Source organism: Nocardiopsis sp. TRM 82005 (assembly GCF_056312425.1).
This window is the reverse complement of sequence record NZ_JBWDTQ010000021.1, coordinates 54,693-79,672: the sequence shown is the minus strand read 5'-3', so window position 1 is coordinate 79,672 and position 24,980 is coordinate 54,693. Positions and strand designations below refer to the sequence as shown.

20 protein-coding genes are annotated in these 24,980 nt (G+C 70.1%); 7 read left to right on the top strand and 13 right to left on the bottom strand.

Annotation, left to right across the window (positions count from 1 at the left end):
• Positions 1 to 2: 2 nt before the first annotated feature.
• Positions 3 to 1,100: an alpha/beta fold hydrolase gene (locus AC0T5L_RS17485; protein ID WP_476166561.1), complete on the top strand. Its 1,098-nt coding sequence runs from the start codon at positions 3 to 5 to the stop codon at positions 1,098 to 1,100.
• Between the two features lie 52 nt (positions 1,101 to 1,152).
• Here the strand turns inward: AC0T5L_RS17485 and AC0T5L_RS17480 are convergent, their stop codons facing one another.
• The 3 genes from AC0T5L_RS17480 to leuS form a co-directional block, all read right to left on the bottom strand.
• Positions 1,153 to 1,779, bottom strand: coding sequence for a hypothetical protein (locus AC0T5L_RS17480; RefSeq protein WP_476166560.1), 627 nt, complete (start codon positions 1,777 to 1,779; stop codon positions 1,153 to 1,155).
• A gap of 329 nt (positions 1,780 to 2,108) precedes the next feature.
• A complete protein-coding gene (locus AC0T5L_RS17475; protein WP_476166559.1) occupies positions 2,109 to 2,699 on the bottom strand; it encodes a hypothetical protein in 591 nt (196 codons plus the stop codon).
• A gap of 83 nt (positions 2,700 to 2,782) precedes the next feature.
• Positions 2,783 to 5,278, bottom strand: coding sequence for a leucine--tRNA ligase (gene leuS / locus AC0T5L_RS17470; protein ID WP_476166558.1), 2,496 nt, complete (start codon positions 5,276 to 5,278; stop codon positions 2,783 to 2,785).
• Positions 5,279 to 5,581: 303 nt separating this feature from the next.
• Between leuS and AC0T5L_RS17465 the strand changes: the two genes are divergently transcribed.
• Positions 5,582 to 7,141 (top strand): long-chain-fatty-acid--CoA ligase, encoded by a 1,560-nt coding sequence (locus tag AC0T5L_RS17465; protein WP_476166557.1) that lies wholly within the window; start codon positions 5,582 to 5,584, stop codon positions 7,139 to 7,141.
• Between the two features lie 268 nt (positions 7,142 to 7,409).
• Here AC0T5L_RS17465 and AC0T5L_RS17460 read toward each other — a convergent pair whose 3' ends face one another.
• Positions 7,410 to 8,309, bottom strand: coding sequence for a carbohydrate ABC transporter permease (locus AC0T5L_RS17460; RefSeq protein WP_476166556.1), 900 nt, complete (start codon positions 8,307 to 8,309; stop codon positions 7,410 to 7,412).
• Between the two features lie 228 nt (positions 8,310 to 8,537).
• On the opposite strand from AC0T5L_RS17460, the gene AC0T5L_RS17455 reads away from it, so the two are divergent.
• Positions 8,538 to 8,837 (top strand): hypothetical protein, encoded by a 300-nt coding sequence (locus tag AC0T5L_RS17455; protein ID WP_476166555.1) that lies wholly within the window; start codon positions 8,538 to 8,540, stop codon positions 8,835 to 8,837.
• A 26-nt stretch (positions 8,838 to 8,863) separates the two neighbouring features.
• On the opposite strand, the gene AC0T5L_RS17450 is transcribed toward AC0T5L_RS17455, so the two are convergent.
• The 5 genes from AC0T5L_RS17450 to AC0T5L_RS17430 all read right to left on the bottom strand — a co-directional run bounded on the left by AC0T5L_RS17450 (position 8,864) and on the right by AC0T5L_RS17430 (position 14,943).
• Complete coding sequence (locus tag AC0T5L_RS17450) at positions 8,864 to 9,763, bottom strand: carbohydrate ABC transporter permease (RefSeq protein ID WP_476166633.1); 900 nt, start codon at positions 9,761 to 9,763, stop codon at positions 8,864 to 8,866.
• A gap of 118 nt (positions 9,764 to 9,881) precedes the next feature.
• On the bottom strand, positions 9,882 to 11,174 hold the full coding sequence (locus tag AC0T5L_RS17445) for a sugar ABC transporter substrate-binding protein (RefSeq protein WP_476166554.1): 1,293 nt from the start codon (positions 11,172 to 11,174) through the stop codon (positions 9,882 to 9,884).
• Positions 11,175 to 11,458: 284 nt separating this feature from the next.
• A complete protein-coding gene (locus tag AC0T5L_RS17440) occupies positions 11,459 to 11,944 on the bottom strand; it encodes a hypothetical protein (protein ID WP_476166553.1) in 486 nt (161 codons plus the stop codon).
• A gap of 195 nt (positions 11,945 to 12,139) precedes the next feature.
• Positions 12,140 to 13,426, bottom strand: a complete 1,287-nt coding sequence (locus AC0T5L_RS17435) for a class I SAM-dependent methyltransferase (RefSeq protein ID WP_476166552.1) — start codon at positions 13,424 to 13,426, stop codon at positions 12,140 to 12,142.
• Between the two features lie 65 nt (positions 13,427 to 13,491).
• Positions 13,492 to 14,943 (bottom strand): FAD-binding oxidoreductase, encoded by a 1,452-nt coding sequence (locus tag AC0T5L_RS17430; RefSeq protein ID WP_476166551.1) that lies wholly within the window; start codon positions 14,941 to 14,943, stop codon positions 13,492 to 13,494.
• Positions 14,944 to 15,188: 245 nt separating this feature from the next.
• Between AC0T5L_RS17430 and AC0T5L_RS17425 the strand changes: the two genes are divergently transcribed.
• The gene (locus tag AC0T5L_RS17425; protein ID WP_476166550.1) at positions 15,189 to 15,974 is read left to right on the top strand and encodes a glutamate racemase; all 786 of its coding nucleotides are present in this window, start codon (positions 15,189 to 15,191) and stop codon (positions 15,972 to 15,974) included.
• Here the strand turns inward: AC0T5L_RS17425 and AC0T5L_RS17420 are convergent.
• Positions 15,964 to 16,770, bottom strand: a complete 807-nt coding sequence (locus AC0T5L_RS17420; RefSeq protein WP_476166549.1) for a VanZ family protein — start codon at positions 16,768 to 16,770, stop codon at positions 15,964 to 15,966. The two genes, AC0T5L_RS17425 and AC0T5L_RS17420, sit on opposite strands and share 11 nt — an antisense overlap.
• Positions 16,771 to 16,920: 150 nt before the next feature.
• Entirely contained in the window at positions 16,921 to 18,456 is a 1,536-nt protein-coding gene (locus AC0T5L_RS17415; protein ID WP_476166548.1) for a hypothetical protein, read from the bottom strand.
• 219 nt (positions 18,457 to 18,675) lie between these two features.
• On the opposite strand from AC0T5L_RS17415, the gene AC0T5L_RS17410 reads away from it, so the two are divergent.
• The gene (locus AC0T5L_RS17410) at positions 18,676 to 19,023 is read left to right on the top strand and encodes a hypothetical protein (RefSeq protein WP_476166547.1); all 348 of its coding nucleotides are present in this window, start codon (positions 18,676 to 18,678) and stop codon (positions 19,021 to 19,023) included.
• A gap of 193 nt (positions 19,024 to 19,216) precedes the next feature.
• The gene (locus AC0T5L_RS17405; protein ID WP_476166546.1) at positions 19,217 to 19,744 is read left to right on the top strand and encodes a DUF6315 family protein; all 528 of its coding nucleotides are present in this window, start codon (positions 19,217 to 19,219) and stop codon (positions 19,742 to 19,744) included.
• Between the two features lie 157 nt (positions 19,745 to 19,901).
• On the opposite strand, the gene AC0T5L_RS17400 is transcribed toward AC0T5L_RS17405, so the two are convergent.
• On the bottom strand, positions 19,902 to 22,049 hold the full coding sequence (locus AC0T5L_RS17400; protein WP_476166545.1) for an ATP-dependent DNA helicase: 2,148 nt from the start codon (positions 22,047 to 22,049) through the stop codon (positions 19,902 to 19,904).
• 497 nt (positions 22,050 to 22,546) lie between these two features.
• Between AC0T5L_RS17400 and AC0T5L_RS17395 the strand changes: the two genes are divergently transcribed.
• Positions 22,547 to 23,587 carry an acyltransferase family protein gene (locus AC0T5L_RS17395; RefSeq protein ID WP_476166544.1) on the top strand — a complete coding sequence of 347 codons (1,041 nt, stop codon included), beginning with the start codon at positions 22,547 to 22,549 and terminating at the stop codon, positions 23,585 to 23,587.
• Here the strand turns inward: AC0T5L_RS17395 and AC0T5L_RS17390 are convergent.
• A complete protein-coding gene (locus AC0T5L_RS17390; RefSeq protein ID WP_476166543.1) occupies positions 23,576 to 24,316 on the bottom strand; it encodes a LuxR C-terminal-related transcriptional regulator in 741 nt (246 codons plus the stop codon). The genes AC0T5L_RS17395 and AC0T5L_RS17390 overlap by 12 nt on opposite strands.
• Positions 24,317 to 24,980: the final 664 nt, after the last annotated feature.

Genomic DNA, 24,980 nt, shown 5'->3' with positions numbered 1-24,980 from the left:
GCGTGTTCACGCCTGCTTCTTCCCCTGCTGCCCGCTGGCGCACCGCGCTGGTCGGCGGAGCCACCGCCGTCCTGCTGTCCACCGCCTGCGCTCCCGCACCGGAGAGCGAGGGGACCGCCGGGGCACCGGGCGCCGGCGGTACCGAACGGGAACTGACCTTCCGGGGCGGCGGGCACGAGGTGTCCGCGAGCTTCCGTGCGCCGGAGGACGTCTCCGGCGGCGTTCCGGGCGCGTTGATCATCTCCGGCAGCGGTCCCACCGACCGCGACGGCAACAGCAGCATGCGCCCCGACGCCAACACCAACTGGAACCTGTCCCGGGTGCTCGCCGACGCCGGGGTCGCCTCACTGCGCTACGACAAGTACGGCAGCGGACCCGGCTTCGAGCCCGCGGCGTCCGAAGGCGAGGCCCAGCCGGTGGATCCGCTGATCTTCGACGAGCAGGTCGCGGCGGCCTACGACGAACTCGTCTCCCAGCCCGAGGTGGACCCCGGGCGTGTGGTGGTCGTCGGGCACAGCGAGGGCGCCCTCTACGCGCTGCGCTCCCACGAGCTCATCGACGGGGAGCACCCTCCCCCCGCCCTGGTGCTGGCCACCCCTCCCGGCACCCGGTACCTGGACCTGATCGACCGGCAGCTCACCGAGCAGGTGCGCATGGCCGAAGGACTGGGACAGATCGAGGAGGGACAGGCCGTCGAGACGCTCTCCGACGCGCGCACCGCACGGGCGGCGATCAGGGCGGGTCGCTCTCTCCGGTCGACGGATATCGACACGGTGAACGTCCAGGGCCTCTACTCCCCGTCGAACGAGGACTTCCTGGCCTTCATGGACTCCTTCGACCCCGTCGAGCTGGGCGAGCAGCTGCCCGAGGACACACCCGTGCTGGTGCTGTGGGGTGAGGAGGACGCCCAGGTCTCCCGCGAGGACGTCGACCGGCTGATGACCGGATTGGAGGACGCCGAGCGCGTCGACATCCCCGGCACCGACCACATCCTCCGCCGCTACGAGGACAAGCCCGGCGCCACCGTCCTGGACGCCGAGCGCCCCTTCGCCGAGGAGGTCTCCCCGGCGCTGGAGGAGTTCTTGGACAGCGCCTGGTAGCCCGCCTCCGCCGCGCGCGACCGGGTACCGCCGCCCGCCCGTCCCCGGCCCGTTACTCCGGCACGGGCTCCGGCAGCGCCTCCACCACGGACAGCGCGAGTTCCTCGGCCCCCGCGGTGATCCGCTCCTCGTCGCCGGGCACGGCCGCGTCATAGCTGGCCGCCGCGCTGTAGCAGGTCTCCAGGTACAGGTTGGACACCCGTGTGCCCACGCAGGAGCTCGTGTACGGCTCGCCCTGGACCCAGGTCACCGCCTCGTCACCGACCCCGTCCAACTCCCGGGTCTCGTGCTGAGAGGTGGTGGTGTCCAGGTTGTCGACGGCCGTCGTGACACCGCCCGGATTCGGTGCGGCCACGATCACCAGCGTGGCGGTGCCCGGAACCGTTTCGCCCGGCCCCTCCGGGGTCGCCCATCGGCACTGCCAGCCCGTCCCGAAGGGGGACTGTGCGCCGCCGACCGACTCCTCGACCTCCATCTCGTACCCGGGAACCAGCTCCCCCAGCGTCTCCGTCTCGGCGAAGGCGCACTCGGGCGCGGACTCGAAGTCGCCCATCTCGGGGCCGTCCCGGTTCACCACGTACCAGATCGCTCCCGCCGCGAGCACGACCAGGACCAGCGCTGCGGCGGTCACGACGACGGTGGCGCACCCCCGGCTCTGTGGCTGGGCGGAGGGCACCACCTCGGGTCCGGGCGGTTGCGGCCCTTGTGGCTGAGGGTTCTGCGGTTGCTGCTGTGGCGGGTACTGCCCTTGGGGCTGCCCCATCCTTTGCGGGTACTGCTGACCCTGCGGCGGCTGCTGGGAGGGCTGGGGCGGCTGACCTGGCGCCTGCTGAGACTGCGGGGACTGCGGGGACTGCGGTGGCTGTCCGGCGTTCTGAGACTGCTGCGGGGGCTGCTGCCCTGGCGGCGGCTGGGGCGGCTGGGAGGTTCCAGGTCGTTCCCCCTGCCCGTGCTCCCGTCCCTGTGGCTGTCGGCCCCGCGGATACCGGGACTCCGGGTACTGGTCGTTCACAAGGCCTCTCCGAGCTGTTCGGCGAACTCCACGGTCAGGTTCCGGGCGTCATCGAAGCCGACCGGTTCGGTACCGGAGCTCCCGGCGTAGGACACACGCACGAGCAGGTTGTCGGTGGGAAAGGCCAGCTCCGCGGTACCGGGCACCTGGCCACGCCATACCTGTCCCTCTCCGGAGGGCAGTTCCACCACATCGCCGCGCACGGGCACCAGGGCGGCGTAGGCCTCCCGCGCCCGCTGGTCGCCGCTGACCGCTTCCTCACCCGTACCGTCGGTGAAACGGGCGGACAGGTCCACGCGCAGCACACCCTGCGAGCCGTCGGACAGCCCGGCGGAGGACCACGAGCACACCGAACTGTCGCCGCCTGGCAGGGGGCCGTGTTCGGAGGTCTCCTGGACCGCGCCGGGTACCAGTCCCGTGACGAGCTCCTCGGAGACCACCCCGCACCCGGGCGCGGCGGTGTGGACGTCACCGCCCTCGGGAACGTCCGGGTCGTCCCCGGCCAGCCACAGACCACCGCCGATCGCGACCGCGGACAGCACCGCCGCACCCGCACCGATCACGGCCACCCGAACGAGGGGACCCACCCGGCCACCGCCTCCCTGTCGGCCGCCGCGCCGACCGCTCTGGGGACGGCGGCCGACTCCAGCGGCCGCCGCCCCCGTACCGGTCAGCCGACGACGATGTTCACCAGCTTCGGCGCGCGCACGACCACCTTGCGGATCTGCTTGTCGCCGATGAAACCCTGCGCCTTCTCCGACGCCAGGGCCAGCCGCTCCAGTTCCGCCGGGTCGATGTCGGGCGCGACGGACAGCTTGTCACGGACCTTGCTCTGCACCTGCACCACGCAGGTCACGGACTCCTGCACCAGCAGGTCCGGGTCGGCCTCGGGCCAGTGCCCGGCGGAGACGCTGTCGGTGTGCCCCAGCTTCTCCCAGCCCTCCTCGGCGACGTAGGGCGTGAACAGGGACAGGGCCACGGCCACGAACTCGGCGGCCTCGCGGACCGCCGGGTCCGCGGCACCGGGACCGGCGTCGATGGCCTTGCGGGCGGCCGAGACCAGCTCCATGACGCGGGCGACGGCCACGTTGAACCGCCGGGCCTCGACCAGGGACGTGATCTGGTCGATGGTGCGGTGGGTGACCCGGCGCAGACCAGTGTCGCCCCCGGCGGGGTCGGCGCCCGGCTTGCTGGCGGCGCCCGCCTCGCCCATCACCCGGTAGGCGCGGTTGAGGAACTTCTGCGCGGCCACCACGGAGACGTCGGCCCAGTCCACGTCCTCCTCGGGCGGGGAGGCGAACAGCATCGTCAGCCGGACCGCGTCCACGCCGTAGGCGTCGATCTCCTTGCCCAGGTCCACGCCGTTGCCCAGCGACTTGGACATGGCCCGGCCCTGGTTGATGACCTGGCCCTGGTTGGTCAGGCGGCGGAAGGGCTCGGTGAAGGAGATCATGCCCATGTCGTACAGGACCTTGGTGAAGAACCGCGCGTACATCAGGTGCAGGGTGGCGTGTTCCTTGCCCCCGATGTAGTGGTCCACCGGACCCCACTTGTCAACGGCCTCGGTGTCGAAGGGGGCCGTGTCCAGACGCGGGGAGCAGTAGCGCAAGAAGTACCAGGACGAGTCCACGAAGGTGTCCATGGTGTCGGTGTCGCGCTGGGCGGCGCCGCCGCAGGAGGGGCAGTCCACGTTGACCCAGTCCGTGGCGGTGGCCAGCGGGGACACGCCCTTGGGTGCCAGTTCGGCGCCCTTGAGCTCGGGCAGGGTGACCGGCAGCTGCTCGTCGGGGACGGGCACCTCGCCGCAGGAGGGGCAGTGGACGATCGGGATGGGCGTGCCCCAGTAGCGCTGGCGGGACAGCAGCCAGTCGCGCAGCCGGTAGTTGACCGTGCCGCTGCCGGTGCCGCGTTCGGCCAGGACCTCGATGATGCGCTCGATGGCGTCGGTCTTGGTCAGCCCGTCCAGCGGACCGGAGTCGCGCAGGGTGCCCTCCCCCGCGGTGGCCACGCCGGTCTCGGCCGGGTCGGGTTCGCCGGTCTCCACCACGATCCTGACCGGCAGGTCGAAGGCCAGGGCGAAGTCCAGGTCGCGCTGGTCGTGCGCGGGCACGGCCATGATGGCGCCGTGTCCGTAGTCGGCCAGAACGTAGTCGGCCGCCCACACGGGCATGCGCTCGCCGTTGACCGGGTTGACGGCGTAGCGGCCCAGGAACACGCCGGTCTTGGGGCGCTCGGTGGCCTGGCGCTCGATGTCGGAGAGCTTGGCGACGTCGGCGCGGTAGGTGTCGAAGGCCTCGCGCTGCTCGGGTGCGCACAGTTCGTCGGCCAGGTCGGCGTCGGCGGCCACGACGAAGAACGTGGCGCCGTACAGGGTGTCGGGCCGGGTGGTGAAGACGGTGACGGGCTCGTCGCGGCCCTCGATGGCGAAGTGGACGTCCGCGCCGGTGGAGCGGCCGATCCAGTTGCGCTGCATGGCGAGGATCTCGTCCGGCCAGCGGCCGTCGTCCAACTGGTCCATGTCGTCCAGCAGGCGCTGGGCGTAGTCAGTGATCTTGAAGTACCACTGGTTCAGGCTGCGCCGAACGACGTCGGCGCCGCAGCGCTCGCACCTGCCCTGCACGACCTGCTCGTTGGCCAGCACGGTCTGGTCCTGGGGGCACCAGTTGACCTGGCCTTCCTTGCGGTAGGCCAGCCCGCGGTCGAAGAAGCGCGTGAACAGCCACTGGTTCCACTTGTAGTACTCGGGATCACTGGTGTGCAGGCGGCGCGACCAGTCCACGCTGATGCCGTAACGCTGGAACGAGGCCGCCTGGGTCTCGATGTTGGCGTAGGTCCACTTGGCGGGGTGGGAGTTGTTCTTGATGGCCGCGTTCTCAGCGGGCAGGCCGAAGGAGTCCCAGCCCACGGGGTGCAGGACGTTGTCGCCGCGCTGGAGGCGGTAACGGCTGATGACGTCACCGATGGCGTAGGCCTCGGCGTGGCCCATGTGCAGGTCACCGGAGGGGTAGGCGAACATGTCGACGATGTAGGAGCGCGGACGGGTGTCCGCGGGGTCCTCGTTGGCCTGGAACGGAAGCTCGGCGGCCCAGCGCGCCTGCCACTTGTCCTGGAGGGCGCGGGCGTCGTAGGTGTCGCCCGTCTTCTGGTCGCCGTCTACCGCTGTCATCGCTACATGTTCCTTAGTCGGTTCCGGGTGTACACGACTCAGGTTAGCGGCTGGCGGAGCCGGTCGCGGACGGGTTTCTCACCTCCCGAACGCCTGACTGGAACCGGGTGCCGCCCCAGGTCCCGGACGCTGTCACGGAGGGTGGTGAGGCGAAGATCGGTGGGATTGGCGACCCTGGCCTCTGCACACCGACCAGCCGGTTTGTTACTCTGCCGTAAAAGTGGCACAGAACACGCGACCCCGGTCACACCGGGTTCCGCTTCCCTGTTCCGCCTTGGACTCATCTGCCTGCGGGAGGCCCCCATGCTCAACCTGTCCGTGCTTCTGGAGGACGGCGCCCGGTCGGTTCCGGAGAAGGAGTGCCTGGTCCTCGGCGACCTGCGCCTCAACTACGGCGTCACGAACATGATCGCCAACCAGGTGGCGAACCTCCTGGTCGCGCGGGGGGTCAAGCCCGGAGACCGGATCGCGCTGGCCAGCCCGAACACGCCCTACTTCCCCTTCGTGTACTTCGGCGCCCTCAAGGCGGGCGCCGTGGTCGTACCGCTGAACGTGCTGCTGACCCCGCGCGAGATCGCCTACCACCTGGAGGACTCCGGCGCCAAGGCCCTCTTCTCCTTCACCGGCTCACCGGAGCTGCCGCTGGGCGAGCGCTCCTTCGAGGCGTTCAACCAGGTGGGCAGCTGCGAGTTCTACGTGGACCTGCCCGCGTCCCCGGGCGCCACCGAGTCCACCATCGAAGGGGCCGAAACCCTTTGGAAGGCCTTGGAGGGCCAGCCCGGCGAGTTCGAGACGGTACAGGCCAGCCCCGACGACACCGCGGTCATCATCTACACCAGCGGCACCACCGGCAAGCCCAAGGGCGCACAGCTGACCCACAACAACCTGCTGTTGAACGCGGTCGTCGCCTCCAGCATGGTCGAGCCCCACCCCGACGAACGCGACATCTCCCTGGTTGTCCTGCCGCTGTTCCACATCTTCGGCCAGACCGTCATGCTCAACTCGGTCCTGTACCGCCAGGGGACCATGGTCCTCATGCCGCGCTTCGACGGTGCCGAGGCACTCCGGATCATGGAGAAGGAGGGCATCACCGGTTTCGCGGGGGTGCCGACCATGTACTGGGGCCTGCTGGGGGCCGTACACGCCGCCGAGCCGGGGACCTACGACCTGAAGAAGATCGCGGGCAACATGGTGGACGCGGTCTCCGGCGGCTCCGCCCTGCCCGGCCAGCTCGCCGAGGACTTCACCGAGACCTTCGGCGTGGGCATCAAGGAAGGCTACGGCCTGTCCGAGACCTCCCCGGTCGTGTCGTTCAACAACCCCAAGGTCAAGGCCAAGACCGGCTCGATCGGCCTGCCGGTGTGGGGTGTGGAGATGAAGCTCATCGACCCCGACTGGAACGACCAGGAGGAGGAGGGCGAGATCGCGGTGCGCGGTCACGTGGTGATGAAGGGCTACCACAACCGCCCGGAGGTCAACGCCGAGGTGATCCGGAACGGCTGGTTCCGCACCGGCGATATCGCCCGCCGCGACGAGGAGGGCTTCTACTTCATCGTCGACCGCTCCAAGGACATGATCATCCGCGGCGGCTTCAACGTGTACCCGCGTGAGGTCGAGGAGGTCCTGATGACCCACGAGGCGGTCAGCCTGGCCGCGGTCGTGGGCGTCCCCCACGACACCCACGGCGAGGAGATCAAGGCGTTCGTGATCCCCAAGGAGGGCGTCGAGACCACCCCCGAGGAGATCATCGCGTGGTCCAAGGAACGCCTGGCGGGTTACAAGTACCCGCGTCAGGTGGAGCTGCGCACCGAGCTGCCGATGACCTCCACCGGCAAGATCCTCAAGCGCGAGCTGCGCGCCTGACCCGCGACCGCCCCCAGCGCGCGTCCGGGCCGATCCCCTTGCTCACGGGACCGGCCCGGACGCCGGATCCGGTCCCGTGGCCGGCAGTCCGCCTCAGGGCGGGTCCAGGTCGTGTTTTTTGCATCATTTCGGGCTCGCGTCCACCGGGCCGCCTCTCGCTACGCCTCTGCGCTCGTGAAGCACGACCAGGCTGAACTTCGCACATCGTCTTGCGAGAGATGGCCCGGACGGCCGCTCACCGACCCGAAAGCATTCTGAAAAACACTCCCTAGCCCTTGACGGCCCCCTGGACGAGCCCGGAGACCAGGAAACGCTGTACGAGGACGAAGAAGACCATGACCGGGATGGTGATGAGCGTGGAGGCGGCCATCACGTGCCCCCAGTCGTTGGCGTACTGGCCGAAGAACTGGCGCAGCCCGACCGCCACCGTGTACTTGTCACTCTGGGTCATGAAGGTCAGCGCCAGCACGAACTCGTTCCACGCCACGATGAACGAGAAGATGGCCGTGGCCACCAGGCCGGGTGCGACCAGAGGGAACAGCACCTTCCAGAACATCTGTCCCCACGAGGCGCCGTCGATGTAGGCGGCCTCCTCCACCTCGACCGGCACGGCCGCGACGAATCCGCGCATCATCCACACCGCCAGCGGCAGGGACAGCGCGACGTAGACCACGCCCAGGCCCAGCAGGGTGTTGAGCAGCTGTAGGTCACGCACCTGGAGGAAGAGCGGAATGACCAGCGCCTCCAGCGGCACCATCTGAACGACGAGGACCATCACCAGCACGGTGGTGCGCAGCCGGAAGCGGAACCTGGCCACCGCCACGGCGGCCAGCAGCGAGAGCACGCACGCGCCCGCCACGGTGATGCAGGCGACCGTGAGCGAGTTGCGCATGTAGGTGCCGAAGTTGGCCTCGGTGAGCACGTAGACGAAGTTGTCGAGGGACACACCGGTGGGTAGCAGCGCTCCGGCTCCCGAGGTGGCCCGGTCGGAGAACGCGCTGATGAGCATGAAGTAGACGGGGAAGAGGGTGAACAGCAGCAGGACGGCCACCCCGACCCCCTTGGCCAGGAACCGGCCCGCCCGCAGGGCCTCTCCCCTGCGCCGGGCGTCGCGGACCTGTGCCTCCCACTCGGGGTCGGCGGCGGACGTGTCTGTGCGCGTGACCACGGGTGCTCCTCCTCAGCTGTGCCCGGAAGGCCGGAACCGGTCACCCCATGCCCGGGCCGGGCCGCTGGAGCGTGTTCGGTGGGTGCCGGGGCGTCGCACGGCAGGACGTGCGCCCGCCGGACATGCCCTAGACTCCTCCACTGTCCGGAGGCGGATGCCCGCGCCCCGGCGGTGGAGGAGGAAGTATGGCCGTGCTGACAGGGTCGCCGGAGGCGGTGGCGTAGCGCCGTGCACGATTCCGCCGGACCCTCCCCCACCGAGGTCGTCATCAGTTGGATCCCGTATGACGCGCGCTTCCGGGATCGCGCGGTCAGGCACGCCCTGGGCGACGTCAGCGGGCAGTCGCTGTACGCCTACGTCGACAGCCTGGTCAACCGGGACAACGACGACGGGCGCCCGCTGGACGAGTACGACCTGCGCACCATGGCCGCCGTACGCGAGGACCTCGACCGGCACTTCCTGGCCTCGGTGGACTGGCGCCGGGTGCGCGACAAGCTGGTCGCCGGGGTTCACGGCCTGGTCCGCTGAGCGGATCCGCTCCCGCACCACCGCGCTCATCCGACCCCGTCCTCGCGGAACAGCGCACGCAGGTAGAACACGGTGATCACCAGCAGCAGAAGGGTGAGCAGGACGGCGATGGCCGAGCCGAGGCCGTAGTCGTTGTGGCCGAAGGAGCGCACGTAGGACCACACGCCCAGGTTGAGCATGTGCGACCCTCCCACGTCGCCACCGGGCATCAGGTAGATCTGCGCGAACACCTTGAAGTCCCAGATGGTGGAGAGCACGGTGACCACGGCGAACACCGGACGCAGCACCGGGAACGTGACGTGCCAGAAGCGCTTCCAGGCGCCCGCGCCGTCGATGCGAGCCGCCTCGTGCAGCTCCCTGGGGACGGTGAGCAGTCCGGCCAGGACGGTGACCGCCACGAACGGGAAGCCGCCGTGCACGATGTTGAGGGTGACGATGGCGTAGAAGAACAGCCGGTCGGCGAACCAGTTGTACCCGGACGGGTCGAGCAGGCCCAGGGAGGTCAGCGCCTGGGCGACGACGCCGTTGTCGACGTCGAAGATCCAGATCCACACGTAGGTGCCGCTGACCGCGGGCATGGCCCAGGCGACCATGACGCAGGAGACGACGATCACCCGGGGCACCGGGCGCAGTGTGGCCAGCAGCAGTGCCACCAGCGTGCCCACGACGATGGTGGTGAGCACCGCGACCGCGGCGAAGACCACCGTGTTGAGCATGGCGACCCGCCACAGGTACGGGTCGCCCAACAGAGTGGCGTAGTTGGCGAAGCCGATGAAGTCGGACTCGCCCGAGACCAGGTTGCGTAGCTGGTAGTCGCGGAAGGACAGCCATACGATCCGGCCGAGCGGGAACAGCAGTAGCAGTCCGATGACCGTCAGCGCGGGTGTGAGCAGCACCCACGGCAGGAGCGCCCTACGCCCGCGCATGCCCAGGAGCGGCGCCCGCCGCCGCGGCCCGGACCGCCCGGAGGACGGCCCGGACGGACTGCGGGTGCCCTGCTCCGGTCCGCTGCTGGTGTCCAGCCCGACCGGTGTTCGCACGTGTCTACCCTTCGTTGAGGATGCGTTCGATCTCGTTGGCCGCGTCCTCGGTGGCCTCGTCCACCGAGGCGTCGCCGTTGAGAATGGACTGCTGCATGCCGACCAGGACCTTCTCGGCCTCCACCTGGGTCCAGGCCGGGGTGACGGGCACGCCCCGGCTGGCCTCGTTGAGCTGGACGGCGAAGGGCTCCAGGATGGGTGCGGCGGAGGCGGAGAACTCGTCGACCTCCTCGACCACCCCCGGGAAGAACCCGGTCTCCTCGGCCCAGCGCATGGAGAGCTCGTCACCGGTCAGGTGCTGGACGTACTGCCAGGCCGCCTCCTCGTTGCCCGTGCCCTCGAAGACCGACAACAGCGATCCGCCCGCGAAGGAGGGCATGTACCCGCCGTCCGGTCCGGGCAGGGTGAAGGAGTCGATCCTGCCCTCCAGGTCGGGGTTGGCCTCCAGGATGGCCTTGGGGTTGGCGCTGCCGAGGATGGCCATGGCGGCCTCCTCGTCGGCGACGGCCTCCATGACGTCGATCTCGTTCCAGTTGACGGCGCCGGTGGTGGAGGTGCCGTCCTCCAGGGCGAGGTCGGTGAAGAACCCGACCCCGGCACGGGCCTCGTCGCTGTCGAGCTGCGAGCTCCAGGTGCCGTCGGATCCCTCGACGGCGATCTCGCCCCCGCCGCCCCAGATCCAGGGCATGACCGAGTACTGGGCGTCGCCGGGGACGGGGAAGGCGATCATGTCCTCCTCGGCCTCGGACAGGGACAGGGCCGCCTCACGCAGCCCGTCCCAGTCCTGCGGGGCCTCCAGGCCGTGCTCCTCGAACAGGTCGCTGCGGTAGACGACGGAACGGATGGAGGCGTACCAGGGGACGCCGTAGACGCCCTCGTCGAGCTGGCCCATCTCCATCAGGCCGGGAATGTACTGGGAGGCGTCGACGCCGTAGCCGGACAGGTCGTGCAGGGCTCCGGCGTCGGCGAAACCCGGGGTGAAGGTGTTGCCGAGTTCGGCGACGTCGGGCGTGGTACCGCCCGCGATGGCGGTGGAGATCTTGTTCTGGGCGTCCTGCCAGGGCACGAACTCGACCTCGACCTCGATGCCGGTCTCGTCGGTGAACGCGGTGTTGGCCGCTTCGAAGAACTCCGTCTCGTCAGGGTTGGTGCCCTGCATGATCCAGACCAGGAGGCTGTCGGTGTCGGAGGCGTCGCCTCCGGCACTCCCTCCGGTACCGCACGCCGTCGCGGCCAGGACCAGGGCCGCGGCCGCCGCGGGGAGCGGAACGTACTCATGTGCTCGTCTGCGGGCCATCAGCTCGCCTCCCGTTCCTTTCGAGGGTCCCCTCAGGGTTGGTAGGAAACCTACGTAAAGAACCGCCTGGAGTGAAGTAAACCACTATCTTTTGTGTCTGACCCGTTAGGAGGCGGGGACGGCCAGGAGTGTCGCGGCCGCTGGGACCGGTTACCAAGAGTCCCCTCGCCCTCCCGCCCGAGCTCGGGCGGGAGGGCGAGGGGACTTTCCGTCGGGAGTGGTGAAGGGCGGGAGAAGCGGAGCACGGCCTTACGGAGAACACGGGGTCCGCCGGAGAGCACCGCCTATTCGGTCAGCCCGGTGACCTGGCGCAGGATGGAGAGAAGCTCGGCGCGCTTGTACACGGCCAGGCCGATGGCGGCGCCGAAGGCGGCGAGCATGTGTACGTAGACCATGGGATCGCCCTGGGTGAAGCGTTCCGCGGTCTCCTCCTCGCCGACCGAGTGGGCCTCCCACGCGGTGGAGACGGCGAACTCCAGCTCGGGTGGAAGCATCTCGGCGACCATGCGCGCGACGGCCTCGCGAGAGTCGGCGGGCTTCCACACCACGCCGGTCTGCTGCACGCGGCGGCTGAGGAAGGCGGTGATGACCTTCAGCTCGGACATGACGGCGTCCGCGTCGTCGGAGGCGCGCGGGATGACCCCGTCGAGCTCCTCCTGGTCGCGGTCCGCGTAGGCGGCGATCAGGTCGACGGCCGTCCGCTTGACGTGCTCGGGCACGTCGGAGGCGGGTGTGTGCCCGTCGGTGCTGCCGTCGAAGGACTCGGACACGGTATGGCCCCTTCCGGTGGTTGTTCGGCTGGGTCCATGATGCCGCCAAACCGCCCCGCGGAGCCCGCGGACAGGCCAGAATCCCCTACCCGCGAACAGGAGAGGGGCCCGGCGGCGGGGGCTGTCGGGACGGCGGCGCGTGGAGCGGGCCCGGCGGCCCCGGGCGGACCGCGGCGGGGCCCGCCCGGGCTTCGGTCAGAACCAGGGACGCAGCGGCACGTGCGCCTCGGTGCCGTCCAGCTTCACACCGAGGACCTGGTGCAGCTGCACCACGTCGCGCTCGAAGCCGAGCACGCACCCGGCCATGTAGAGCCGCCAGACGCGTGCGGTGCCCTCACCGACCTCGGCGACGGCCTCGTCCCAGTTGCGCTCCAGGTTGGCGCCCCAGTGGCGGAGGGTGAGGGCGTAGTGCTCGCGCAGGTTCTCCTGGTGCCGGATCTCGAAGCCGGCGTCGTTCATCGCGGTCTGGATCCGGCCGGGGCCCTCCAGCTCGCCGTCGGGGAACACGTACCGGTTGATGACCCCCTTGGGGTTCATGGGCGGCAGGTCGTTGCGCGGCCGGGTGATGCAGTGGTTGAGCAGCCGCCCCCCGGGGACGAGCTTGGCGTTGAGTGACGCGAAGTAGGGGTCCAGGTTCCTGGCCCCCACGTGCTCGGTCAGGCCGATGGAGCTGATCCGGTCGTAGCTGCCGTCGGGAACGTCCCGGTAGTCCATGTGACGGACCTCGGCCAGCTCCGACAGCCCTTCCTGCGCGATCCTCTTGCCCGCCCACTCGGCCTGTTCCTTGGACAGGGTGACGCCGAGCGCGCGAACCCCGTGCTCGCGGGCGGCGTGCATGACCATGCCGCCCCATCCGCAGCCCACGTCGAGCAGGCGCATCCCCGGCTCCAGCCCGAGCTTTCGCGAGACCAGCTCGTACTTGCGGAACTGGGCGCTCTCCAGGGCGCCGTCGAAGCGCTTCACCCGATCCAGGGAGCCGTCCTCGTCGTCGAAGACGGCGCAGGTGTAGGTCATGGACGGGCCCAGGACCAGTTCGTAGAAGGCGTTGGAGACGTCGTAGTGGTGGTGGATGACCTCGGCGTCGCGCTGTTTGGAGTGTCGCCAGCCCAAGCCGGTGAGGCGGCCGCGGGACATCTCCTGCGGCGGCGGGGCGACCCGGTTGACGAACTTGACCCAGCCCACGGACCGTACGATCTCGGCGATGTCGCGCACGGAGACGTTGAGCCCGTCGGTGAACACGAAGTCCGCCACGCGCTTGAGGGCGGTGTACATGTCGCCCTCCAGCTCCAGGTGGCCGGAGACGTACGCGCGGGCCAGACCGACCGTGTTGGGCGACTGGACCAGGTAGTTGACGGCGACCGGGGTGCGCACGTGCAGCGCCACGTCGCTGTTGGGGTCTCCGGCGCTGCTGCCGTCATACGCGGTGAATCGGATGGGCGCGTCGGATCCCATGACACGCTCGAAGATCTCGGCAAGCCGCATGCTCTTGTCCTTCCTGTCTCGGATGCGGCCCATCGCCTCGGGTCGCGTCCCGGTGATGTGATGCCTCAGCGGTTGCGTACGCACTTGGCGTACAGGTCGAGCAGTCGTCCCTGGGGGTCGTAGGCCTCCTTGAGGCCGGTGTAGGCCTGACCGTTGTAGAGACGCCAGAACTCCTCCTCGGTGTAGAAGGAGTCCGAGTACAGGGACTTGTGGCCGCCCAGCTCGGCGACCCTCTCCTCGACCAGGCGATTGTGGTGGGCATGGCGCTGTCCCGGCTTCATGTCGACTAGGCCCCAGAAGCCGAAGTTCACGTAGAGGCGGTCCCCGTCCAGCGGGTAGAGCGGCCACACGTACTCGTCGGTGCCCAGTCCGGGCCGCCGGGGCTCGCGCAGCCGCAGGGGGCACATCCAGACGGGGGTCATGCCGATCTCGTCGTGGTAGGAGTCCAGGAACTCCGCGCCGCGATCGACGTCCACCTCGATGTCCTGGATGAGCGGCTCCTGGGGCCGCTTGCCCCGGTAGTGGGTGAGGAGCCGGAAGAAGTCGGTGCGCCGGTCCCAGGCGACGAGTCTGCGGTAGACGTCGGAGCGCTTGAGGGAGCGCGGCCACAGGGGGCGCACCAGCGGGTGCTGGGTGCCGAAGGCCCGGGAGCACCAGAACCAGTCGGTGTCCCAGCGCCACAGGTAGTCGCTGATGGTGAGGTAGTCACCGGGGCCGGTGCCCGCGTAGCGCTGGATGGACCGGTAGTAGATGTCCTTGCCGGTGTAGTCGCTGGTCCAGGGAGCCTGGTCGGTGAAACGGGCCAGGGTCAGGTACAGCTCGTCGCGGGAGAAGGCGACCCCGTCCACGAAGTCGACCGGCTGTCCGTCGTGCTCGCGGTCGGCACAGATACGGGACAGGGCGTCCATGGTCTCGGCGGAGTCGTGGAAGCGCAGGTGGCGCAGGTGCACGTAGGGGGAGACCGGTTCCAGGTCGATGCGCAGGCGCAGGCTGTAGCCCAGGGTCCCGTAGGAGTTGGGGAACCCGTAGAAGAGGTCACTGTGCTCATTGTCGCGGGTGGCGGTGACGACGTCACCGCTGCCGGTGAGGATCTCCATCTCCTGGACGGCCTCGTGCGGCAGGCCGTTGCGGAAGGAGGAGGACTCGATACCCATGCCGGTGACGGCCCCGCCGAGGGTGATGGTGCGCAGCTGCGGAACGACGGTCGGCATGAGTCCGTGCGGAAGGGTGGCGGCGACAAGGTCCTCGTAGGTGGTCATACCGCCCACATCGGCGAGGCGTTCGACCGGGTCGATGGCGATGACGTCGGTGAAGCCGGACACGTCCAGGGCGGGCGCGCTGGTGGGCTCGCGGAACCGGAAGAGGTTCGAGGTGGGCTTGGCCAGGCGCACCGGCGCGTCCTGGGGCAGCGCACGATAGTCGCGGCGCAGCTTCTGGACCGCCGCTATGTGCTCGGCGAAGCCCGTCCGCGCTCCTGCGGAGGTCGCGCTGCTCGTTCCCTGGTGTTGAGGAGCCATCCCAGTTTTTTCCGTTCCTCGACGAAGCACAGCGTGGGTCGGATCCGGGCGTGCGAAGGCACACGGACGGCCGATCCACTTAGTTCTACCTATCAGTAACGGTCTTGTGCCACCCCATTTTCACGTGTCCTCCGCACAGATCCCCTATCCGCGGCCGTATCCGGCCACGGCCTCGGAGAAGGACCGGCCACCCGTTGCGTGCCCGTTCGGCGGGGTGGTACGGGGCTGGCCGTAGGATGTGACCCGTGCGTATCGCTCTCGTAGATTCCGGCATCGGCATGCTCTCGACCGCGGCGGCCCTGCGCTCCGCACGGCCGGACGCGGACTTGTTCCTGTCCATGGACCCGGATCACATGCCCTGGGGCCCGCATACCCCGGACGAGGTGATCGCACGCGCGCTGGCCGGAGCCCGCGCCGCCCGCGAGGCCGCCGGCGACCCGGGGCTGGACGCCGTGGTGGTGCCGTGCAACACCGCGTCGGTGCACGGGCTGGCCGACCTGCGCACCGAGTTCGAACCACGGGTGCCGGTGATCGGGACGGTCCCCGCGATCAAGCCCGCGGCCGCCGCCGGAGGGCCGATCGCGGTGTGGTCCACCGTCGCGACCACGCGCAGCGGCTACCAGCGCCGACTCGTCGAGACCTTCGCGCGCGACGTGGAGGTGACCCCGGTCGCCTGCGTAGGACTGGCCGAGGCGGTGGAGTCGGCCGATCCCCGGCTGATCGGTGACGCCGTGGCCTACGCCGCCGAACTGACCCCCGCCGACGTGCGCGGTGTGGTGCTGGGATGCACCCACTACGACCTGGTGGGCGAGCGGATCTCGGCCGCCCTGGGCGGGCGGGCCGCGCTGTTCACCGCCGCCGACGCGGTCGCCGCGCAGGCTCTGCGCCGGATCGGCGATATCCCCGCCGGCGAGCGCCCCGGGCGGGTGCGTGTGCTGGCCAGTGGCAGGCCCGCCCGGCTGCCCTCCGCCGCGCTGTCCTACCCGACCGGGCGCTCGCTCATGGACGGAGTACGCGCCGCTACCGGGTAGCCGTCCGAGGAGGGCTGTGGGCGTCCGCGCCGCCGGCCGCCCCCCGCCTGTTCACGAGCGCCACGGCACCGCCGGCCACGGCCACCCCCGCCAGCGAACCCACGGTGTGCGCGAGGACGTCGCCGGTGTCGGCCAGGTTGCCCACGGCCCACTGGCCCACCTCGATCGAGACCGAGAGCCCGGGGCCGGCCAGGACCCTCGCCGTCCAGGAGGAGAAGGCGTGGAGGGCCAGGATCCCCACGGGAACGAAGAGCAGGGCATGGAAGACCTTCTCCTCCACGATCAGGGCCTGGGACCCCATCGGCCCACCGGCATGCGCGATCGACTCGCCCATGTCCTGTTCCACGAGCAGTTCCTTGTCCGGCGGGACCGGCTGGCCCTCGGTGTCCAGGACCACCAGGCCGTCGTCGGGCGTCCCGTGCGCGAAGAAGTCGTAGGGTTCCCGTTCCAGGAGTTGGGCCTTCTCGTCCGCGGAGACCGGGTCGACGCTGTAGTACGCCCGTTCCCCGCTGGTGAGTTCCTGACCGAAATGTGCCACGGGGGTCGCGTCCCGCTGGAGTTCCTGGACGGAGGACAGGGGATTCCACACGACGTAGCCGCTCCCCGTGTCCCATTCGGGGACGGAGGCGGCCAGGACCAGGAGGCAGGTGGCCGCCCCGGCGCCGAGGAGTGCGCGCGCCAGGGCCCGGAGCCGCCCGGGCCCCTTCCGGTGTCCACGGGCCAGGACCAACGAGAACATCAGTAACACGAGTAGCGCCAGACACACGGTCACAGGTGTGACGTAGAAGAGCACCATCCACATATCGCCTCCGTGGGAAGTTCGGGAACCCGAAGCTCTATCAGAGCCGAGCGGGCCCACGGTTCGGGGCCGCCAGCACGAATCCGGACGCGCTGGTCAACGTGGGGGCGTTCGGTGGAGGCGGTCGCCGCTGGGACACGGTGGTCGCTAGGGGTGCGGGGCCAAGGCGCCCGACCATATGGTCTCCACGGGCGCGGACGCGCCCCTGACCGCGTCGTTTCCCAGCGCACCGGCCGCGAGGGTGCTCACCAGGTTGCGCACCCCGACGGTGTCGTTGTCGTGCAGGAGGGTCTCCAGCAGCGACAGCGCCGCGCGCTGGTCCCCCGGCCGCTCGCGCACGTGCCGCCACTGGGGCTCGGTCACCGCGTCCGACAGCATCAGCGTCCGGCCGACCTGGCCGAGCGCGGTCAGCAGCGGGGTGTCGTGCGGGACGTGTTCCAGTGCGGCGTTGACCTGCTCGGCCTGCTGCTCGGGGTTGACCTCCTCGGCGGGCTGCGCCTTGAGGAAGTCCAGTACGTTCTCGGCCGGGACCAACGGCTGGACCGGCGGCATCCGCTCGATCATGGCGCGCACCTCCACCAGGTCCCCCACGATCTCGTCCGTGCGCCCCAACTCTCCGATGAGCCGCTCCGCCCGCCGCGCGGAACAGCTCGCCACCCAGCGGGCCCCGCGGCCCGAGGCGAGGCGGGCAGCGGACAGGGCGAGCTCCGCTCCGCGGCGAGGGGCCCCCACCCGCTCGAAGTAGCGCGACCAGGTGGTCACGCGCACGCCCAGCCGCCAGTCGTTGCGGACGGCGCCCTGGCACACGAGGTTCTCCACCGCCTCCACCCACGCGGGCCGCAGGCCCGGATACGCCTCGGCCTCCTCCACGGTGGGCAGAGGTGCGATGGCCTCCTGGGGCTGGCACTGGCCCAGCCGGGCCAGCCAGGACAGCAGTCGCGCCCGCTCGAAGCGGATGCGCCGGTGCAGGGCGGCCCGGCGGGGGTTGGCCTCGTCCAGGGCCAGTTCCGCCTCCATCCGGTCCAGCGCCTCCAGGGCATCGGCGTGCTTGTCCTGGTACCGCAGGGCTCTGACGAGGGTGAACACACCGTCGGCACCGAGCATGGCCGGGCCGGTGGCGGTGTGCTCGTAGCGCCGCAGCTCAGCCTCGGCGCGGTCGGCCAGGTCCTCGTCGATGAGGAGGTTCACCCGAGCGAGGGTGAACGCGGGCCAGGCGGGGGTGCGTTCCCAACCGGCCAGACGCCGGGTGGACAACAGGTCACGACGCAGGTCGGTGGTGCCCCGGGCGTCGACGTTGGCGTGACAGCGCACCAGGGTCTCCAGCAGGGAGACCGGCAGCGGACCGTGAACGTGCGGATCGGGCTCGTCCTCGGCGGCCGAGCTGACCTGGGCGAGCGCCCGCCTGCCCTCGGCCAGGGCCCCCACCCGCACCGCCAGCGGCCAGTGCGCGAAGAAGAACAGGGTCGGCGGCCCGAAGGCCCCCGGCACCCCGGGCCCGGTCGCCCCCGTCTCGGAGACCAGCCGGCGCGCGGTACGCAGTGCCGAACGGGCCACGGCCTCCACACGCACCGCGTCCCCGGCCTCACAGAGCACCGGCAGGCTCGCGACCGCGTCAGCCAGTTCCGTCTGTCCCGCCGCCCTGAACTGGCGTGCGGCCTCCCCCACCCATGTCCACATCGGCATGATCACTCCCCCTGTAAGTGCCGTGTGAGAACAGAACGTAGCAGCGTGGTGACAAGGCTGTCCGCAGAACGCGGAAACCGGTGCAGCACGGGTTTCCGCATCCGCTAGAGGTGGATTCGGCCCGATAGACTGGAGTCACCGTGGTGCCCCTGCGGGGAACCACCGCGGCCCCAGCACAGACAGCCGCACCGAGCCGCACCCGAGGGGACATGAGCGCCGATGGGATGGCGAGACCGTTTCGGACTCCGCAAGGCCAACCGCAGGGGCAAGGCCCGTTTCGACCGGGCCTCCGAGGATTCGGACATCAAGGCGCTGATCGACTTCGCCAAGAGCAAGGTCGGGGTGGAGTTCTTCGTCGAGCCGGAGACCTTCGCCACCCGGACCACAGCCGTCGCGGTCGCCACGAACGGTGAGTGGATCCGCCGCCGATGCGGCTCCCCCGAGGTGATCCGCAAGGTGGCCAGCAAGCACGCGGTGCCCGCGTACGACGTGCAGATCATGGGCTACCCGCAGCGGATGCGCGACTGGAGCGCCCGTAACAAGCGCGGCCTGTCGATCGACGAGTAGTGGCGCACGCGCACGATGCCCTCTAGTGGGTTGACGTAGGACATACCGCACCGACACGCCGTCGGGGCGCGGTCGAAACCCCTCAGCAGGTCATTTTGGGCATTGATGACGAGTCCTTGCCGCGACTTCCTCACCGAACGGGTTCCCTAACGGGCTCCATTCGTCGCATACTCGCCTGGGAGGGGGGACTCTGATGAAGCAGGATCTCACGGCCTTGTGCTGCGACTGCGGCACGATTCGCGAGGTGAGCGACTACCAGAGTGTGGGCGAAGCACAGTCCGCCTACGGGCTGGCCCGCTGCGTCGTCTGGCGCAAGTGCCGCACCTGCGGCTACCGCACCTATCACGCCTACCTACGTGAGGATGAGGACCGCGACGAGTTGGAGGACGCCCTCCGGCTGGACGGCGCGCTGGCCGCCGAGGCCCTCGACGAAGAGGTGGAGCAGCTACGGCTGTGCGGGGTCGAGATCGGCCACGCTCCCGTCCCGGCCATCTGGGACGGGCAGTCCGTGGGCATGGTGACCCAGCGGCTGACCGACCGCGCCTACTCGATCGTGTTGGATCCCGAGGCGTCCGTGGTCTCCCGGCTCAAACTCATCGACATGATGTGGAACGAGCTGTTGGTCGGTGATCACGACGATCGCTGGTTCATCCAGGAGGCCGAGGACGACGAAACCCCCGCGTACGCGGTCCGACTGTTCGGCTACCGCACCCGGGGCTGAGACGGAGCACCCCCCGTAGGAGCGGACCGGCCGCACCGGGCCCGCCCCCACGACGGCACACAGCCGGACATCCCGTTTCCGTGGGCGCCCGGCCGCCGTTCTGCCGGTGGCCCGGCGCGTTCGGTATCCCACGGGCCTCTGAGGCCCCGAACCAGACCTACCCCGCGGCGGGTTCGGGCTCGGCCCGGCCGGACAGGCGACGCAGCGCCGACCTGGCCACCGCCGGGTCGGTGGTCCCCCAGTAGGGCGGTAGGGAGGCCCGCAGGAAACCGCCGTAGCGGGCGGTGGCCAGGCGCGGGTCCAGGACGGCGATGACGCCCCGGTCGTCGGTGGAGCGCAACAGGCGTCCGGTTCCCTGGGCGAGCAGGAGTGCGGCGTGGGTGGCGGCCACCGAGAGAAAGCCGTTGCCACCGTGCGCGGCCACGGCGCGCTGGCGGGCCGAGGCCAGCGGGTCGTCGGGCCGGGGAAAGGGGATGCGGTCCACGATGACCAGTGACAGCGAGGGCCCGGGCACGTCCACGCCCTGCCACAGCGACAGGGTGCCGAACAGGCAGGATCGCTCGTCCTCGGCGAACCGGCGGACCAGCTGGCCGGTGGAGTCCTCCCCCTGGCACAGGATCGGGTGGTCCAGTCGCTCACGGAGCTCTTCGGCGGCCTGCTGGGCGGCGCGCATGGAGGAGAACAGCCCCAGCGCACGGCCGTCGGCGGCTTCGATGAGCTCGGTGATCTCGTCCAGGTAGGCGGGCGCGAGCCCGTCGCGGCCTGGCGATGGCAGATGGGTGGCCACGTAGAGGATGCCGCTGCGCGCGTGCTCGAAGGGCGAGCCGACGTCCAGTGCGCGCCAGCGGGGCTCCCCAGCCGCGCGGTGGGGACCGTCACCGTCGTCGCCCCTTTCTCCCCCGCTGCCGTCGGGACCGGAGCCGCTCTGTGTCCCCTGGAGCTCGTCCGTCCCCTCTGCCTCGTGGGTACCGCCCGAACCCGAGCTGGTGCGGCCCGCGCGATCAGCGGCCTCCTGGGTGACCTCGCGGCCCAGACCCCACTGGTTGGCCAGGGCGGTGAAGGAACCGCCCAGTGTGAGGGTGGCGGAGGTCAGGACCACGGTGCGGTCTCCGAAGAGTTTGTCCCGCAGCAGCCCGCCGACGCCGAGCGGGGCCACGTTGAGCGTGGGCTGGCGGCCCGGTGTCCTGGTCAGCCACACGACCTCGGTGCGGTCGCGCAGGGCGGGCTCGAAGGACTCCAGGACCCGCACAGCGGTGTCGTGCACCTCTTCGAGGGCGGCTAGAGCCAGGCGGCGGTCGCTGGCTCCGTCCGGGTCCAGCTCACCGGGCGAGGGGCCGATGGCGGTGACGCAGGCCGAGGCGGCGTCGCGGGTCACGGCGACCGCGTTGGCGAGGGCGTCGTCGATGTGGTCCAGGCGCCCCTCGGCCGACTCGGTGAACATCAGTGCCAGGCCGTCGGCGCACTCGGTCAGGCGCTCGCTGACACCGGGTTCGACCAGACGGGCGGCGCGCTTGGCGGCGGCGTTGACCGTGCGCTCGCTCAGACCGCCGGTGGCCACGGAGGTGGCACGGTCGACGAGCTCGTGCGCCTCGTCGATCATGATCGTGTTGTGCTCGGGCAGGATGTGGTAGCCCTGCGACATGTCGATGGAGAGCATGGCGTGGTTGGTGACCACCACGTCCACGCCCTGGGTGGCCTCGCGGGCGAACTCGGCGAAGCACTCCTGTCCGAAGGGGCAGATCCGGGCACCCATGCACTCGTTGGCGCCCACCGATACCTGACGCCAGGCCAGGTCGCTGACACCGGGGGCGAGTTCGTCCCGGTCGCCGGTGATGGTCTCCTCGGCCCACTCGTGCAGCCGGGCCACCTGACGGCCCAGCGAGGAGAGCTGGCGGGGGTCGAACAGCTCGGTGTCCTCGGCGTCCTCGTCAGCGGTCTGCATCCGGTTACGGCACAGATAGTTGCGACGGCCCTTGAGCACGGCGAACGTGGGTTCGTGGGGCAGCAGCGGCGCGAGGGCCTTGGCCAGGCGTGGCAGGTCGCGCTCGATCAGCTGGTTCTGCAGGGCGATGGTGGCGGTGGAGATCACCACCGTGCTCTTGGCGGCCATGGCGTGTCTGATCGCGGGCACCAGATAGGCCAGGGACTTACCGGTGCCGGTACCGGCCTGGACCACCAGGTGTTCGCGCTCGTCGACCGCTTGGGCCACGGCACTGGCCATGGCCGCCTGGCCCTCGCGGCGGCTGCCGCCCAGGGCCGCGACGGCCGCTTCGAGAAGGACGGGGATGTCGGGAAGATCTGCCACGGATCGACAGTACCGGCCACGAAGGACAGGGCGGGCGTCGTCCACAGGACGGATCGGTCGCCGCGGCGTCGTGGAACACACCGTGAAGGCCGTGCTCCCGACCGTCGGGCACGCGCTCGACGAACGGTACCCGCGGCCATCCGGTCGGGACCTCTGACCGATACCGGTACCGACCGCGCGCCCTCTAGGTTGGCGGGGATCCCGGCGATGCCCCGGCCACGAACACGCGCACGGTCGGGCCGTGGCTCCCCCCGTGCCCGCGGTCCGTGCCGTACGGCGCCGGCCCACGTGTCCGGGAGGCCCTCGTCCCGAAGGAGACCGTCCCCCATGCCGCCGACGACCGGTACCCCTCTGCCGACAGGGCGCGGGAAGGAAAGCTCGAACACGGCGTGGCCGGCCATCACCGTCCCCGAACCACCGGGGGACACCGGCCCCGGGCGAGCGGCCCCGGAGTTCTCGCGGGTCCGGCCGGCCGGTAACGGCCTGGAGGCGCGCACGTGACGGCCACGGGCACCAGGGCCCCGGGCCGGAGCGGCAGACTCGCGGGCCTGGACGTCCTGCGGGGTGTCTCGCTGCTGCTGGTCGTCGTCTACCACGGCTTCCCCGACGCGGTTCCCGGAGGCGGCGTCGTGGGGGTCACCATGTTCCTGGCCCTGAGCGGTCATCTCGTCACACGCTCACTGCTCTCCGAGTGGGAGCGGGTCGGCACGATCGACGTCCCGCGCTACACCCGGCGCCGAGCGGTCCGGCTGCTGCCCGCCCTGTGGACGATGCTCGCCGGGCTCACCCTGGTCACGCTCCTGTTCGACCCCCTGAACGATGTCGAGCTGCTCCCCAGAACACTGCTCGTCGGGTTCACCTACACCACCAACGTCCCGATCGACATAGGCTCCGACGCGACCTTCCACCTGTGGACCCTGGCGACCGAGGTCCAGTTCTACGTCCTGTGGCCGCTGGTGGTGTGGATCGGCCTGCGCGGCGACCGCCCGTGGACCACGATCGCCGCCGCGGCCGTCCTGGTCCTGCTCGGATGCCTCGCGGGCATGCTGGCGGTGGCTCCCGAACTCGACGTCGCCTACCGGTTCCCCACCTCCTGGGGTCTGGCGCTGGTCATGGGCGCCTGCACCGCCCTGGCCGAGCGCCAGGGCGTCCTTCGCCCCTCACCCGGGCGCTGGGAAGGCGTGGTCGCGGCCGTGGCGGTGCTGGCCGTACTCGGCCTGTTCACGCTGAGGGGGCACGCCTGGACCTACCTGGCCGTCGTTCCCGGGGTGGCCGCCCTGACCTGCTACCTGGTCATGCGCTGTGCGGCGTGGCCGGTCCCCTCGCACGGCCTCGTACGCCCCATGGTCGGTCTGGGCACCATCTCCTACGGCGCCTACCTGTGGAACTATCCGATCGTGTTGTGGCTGCGCTCCTGGGACGAGGCGTGGAGCGGACCGCTCTCCCTCATCCTGACCTTCGCGGCGGGCTGGGTGAGCTGGCGCGCCCTGGAGCAACCGTTGCTCGACCGGTGGTCCGGCCACCGGTCACGACGCTGACGGCATGCGGGACTGCTTCCGCGGGCCTCTCACCGCGCTCCGCACGTCCTGCGATCGTCGTCCCAGACCGTTCTCATAGGAGTAGGTGACGACCTGGAGCCGATCACGCAGACCCAGCTTGCGCAGAATCGCCCCGATATGGGTCTTGACCGTCGACTCACTCAAGGACAACTCGTCCGCGATCTCCGCGTTGGAGGCGCCGCTGACCACGGCGGCGAACACCTTGCGCTCTCGTTCTGTGAGGGTCGCGTACTCCGGCGGCACCGGCCGCACCACCTCGGCGGGGGCGTCGAACAGCGCGTTCAGATCGTGCGAGGCCAGCACGGTGTTACCCGCGTACACGGTCCGCACGGCCTCGCACACGAACTCCGGGGTGCTGTCCTTGAGCAGGAAACCGCTGGCCCCGTACCTGATGGCCTCGATCGACTGCCGGTCCAGCCCCAGGTCCGTGAGCATGATGACCCGGGGCCAGGACGACGCGGACATGATCCCGTTCCCCTCGGCCCCGGAGAGCCGCCTCATGGCTTCGAGCCCGTTCATCGGGCCCATCCACATGTCCATCAGGACGATGTCCGGTCGGGCGGCTTCGATGACCGTGAGGGCCTCACCGCCCTCCCCTGCCTGCCCGACCACGGTCATGTCCTCCTGGGAATCGATGATCAGGCTCAGCCCCGACCGGAAGAGTCGTTGACCGTCCGCGAGTACGACCCGAATACGTGCATCACTCACCTGGAGCTCATCTCAATGGGGTGAAGTGTGGCTGGTGGCGTACGGAGAGTGGGGGCATCCCCGACGCTGGGTGGGGGGTGTGTTGCGCGACTCCGTAGCGAGGCGGGCCCGGCCGTCGGCGGGGGAGCACGCGGCGACGTGGAGCGACCGGTGTACGTCCCTCTGTGCGACCGGCCGACGATCCGCACCGATTCGTGATGCTAGAGTCCCGCCCTCTTCGTTCTCAAGTCCGCCAGGAGGGGGACCACCGGCGCATCGACGGTATTCCACGGCCCGGTGTCCCCTGTGCGTCCGCGCGCGGATTGAGGCGGAAAACAGGTTGGCGCCTCAGAACACCCTCCCTCACCTCGACGAACGCATGTGGCCCCGATACCACCGGTGACATCGGGACCATCCCGCCGGGCGCCGCGGGCGCGTTCGGTCCGGATGCGCGTGCGCGTGGCGGCGCGGGCGGATTTCCTCCATAAGTCGCAAGTCGTTCTCCCCGAAACGTCTCTCCATCTCACATGGTTATCGACATCGTCCCCCCGAACGGTTCCGTGAGGCCCCCGCCTCCGCGAGACGGAGCTCAGGGGATGGAATGGCACCTGAGGTCAATAAATCGGCACCTTTAGACGATATGTCCAAACTTGCACTTTTCCCTAAGCTGGCACACGGCCGTGCG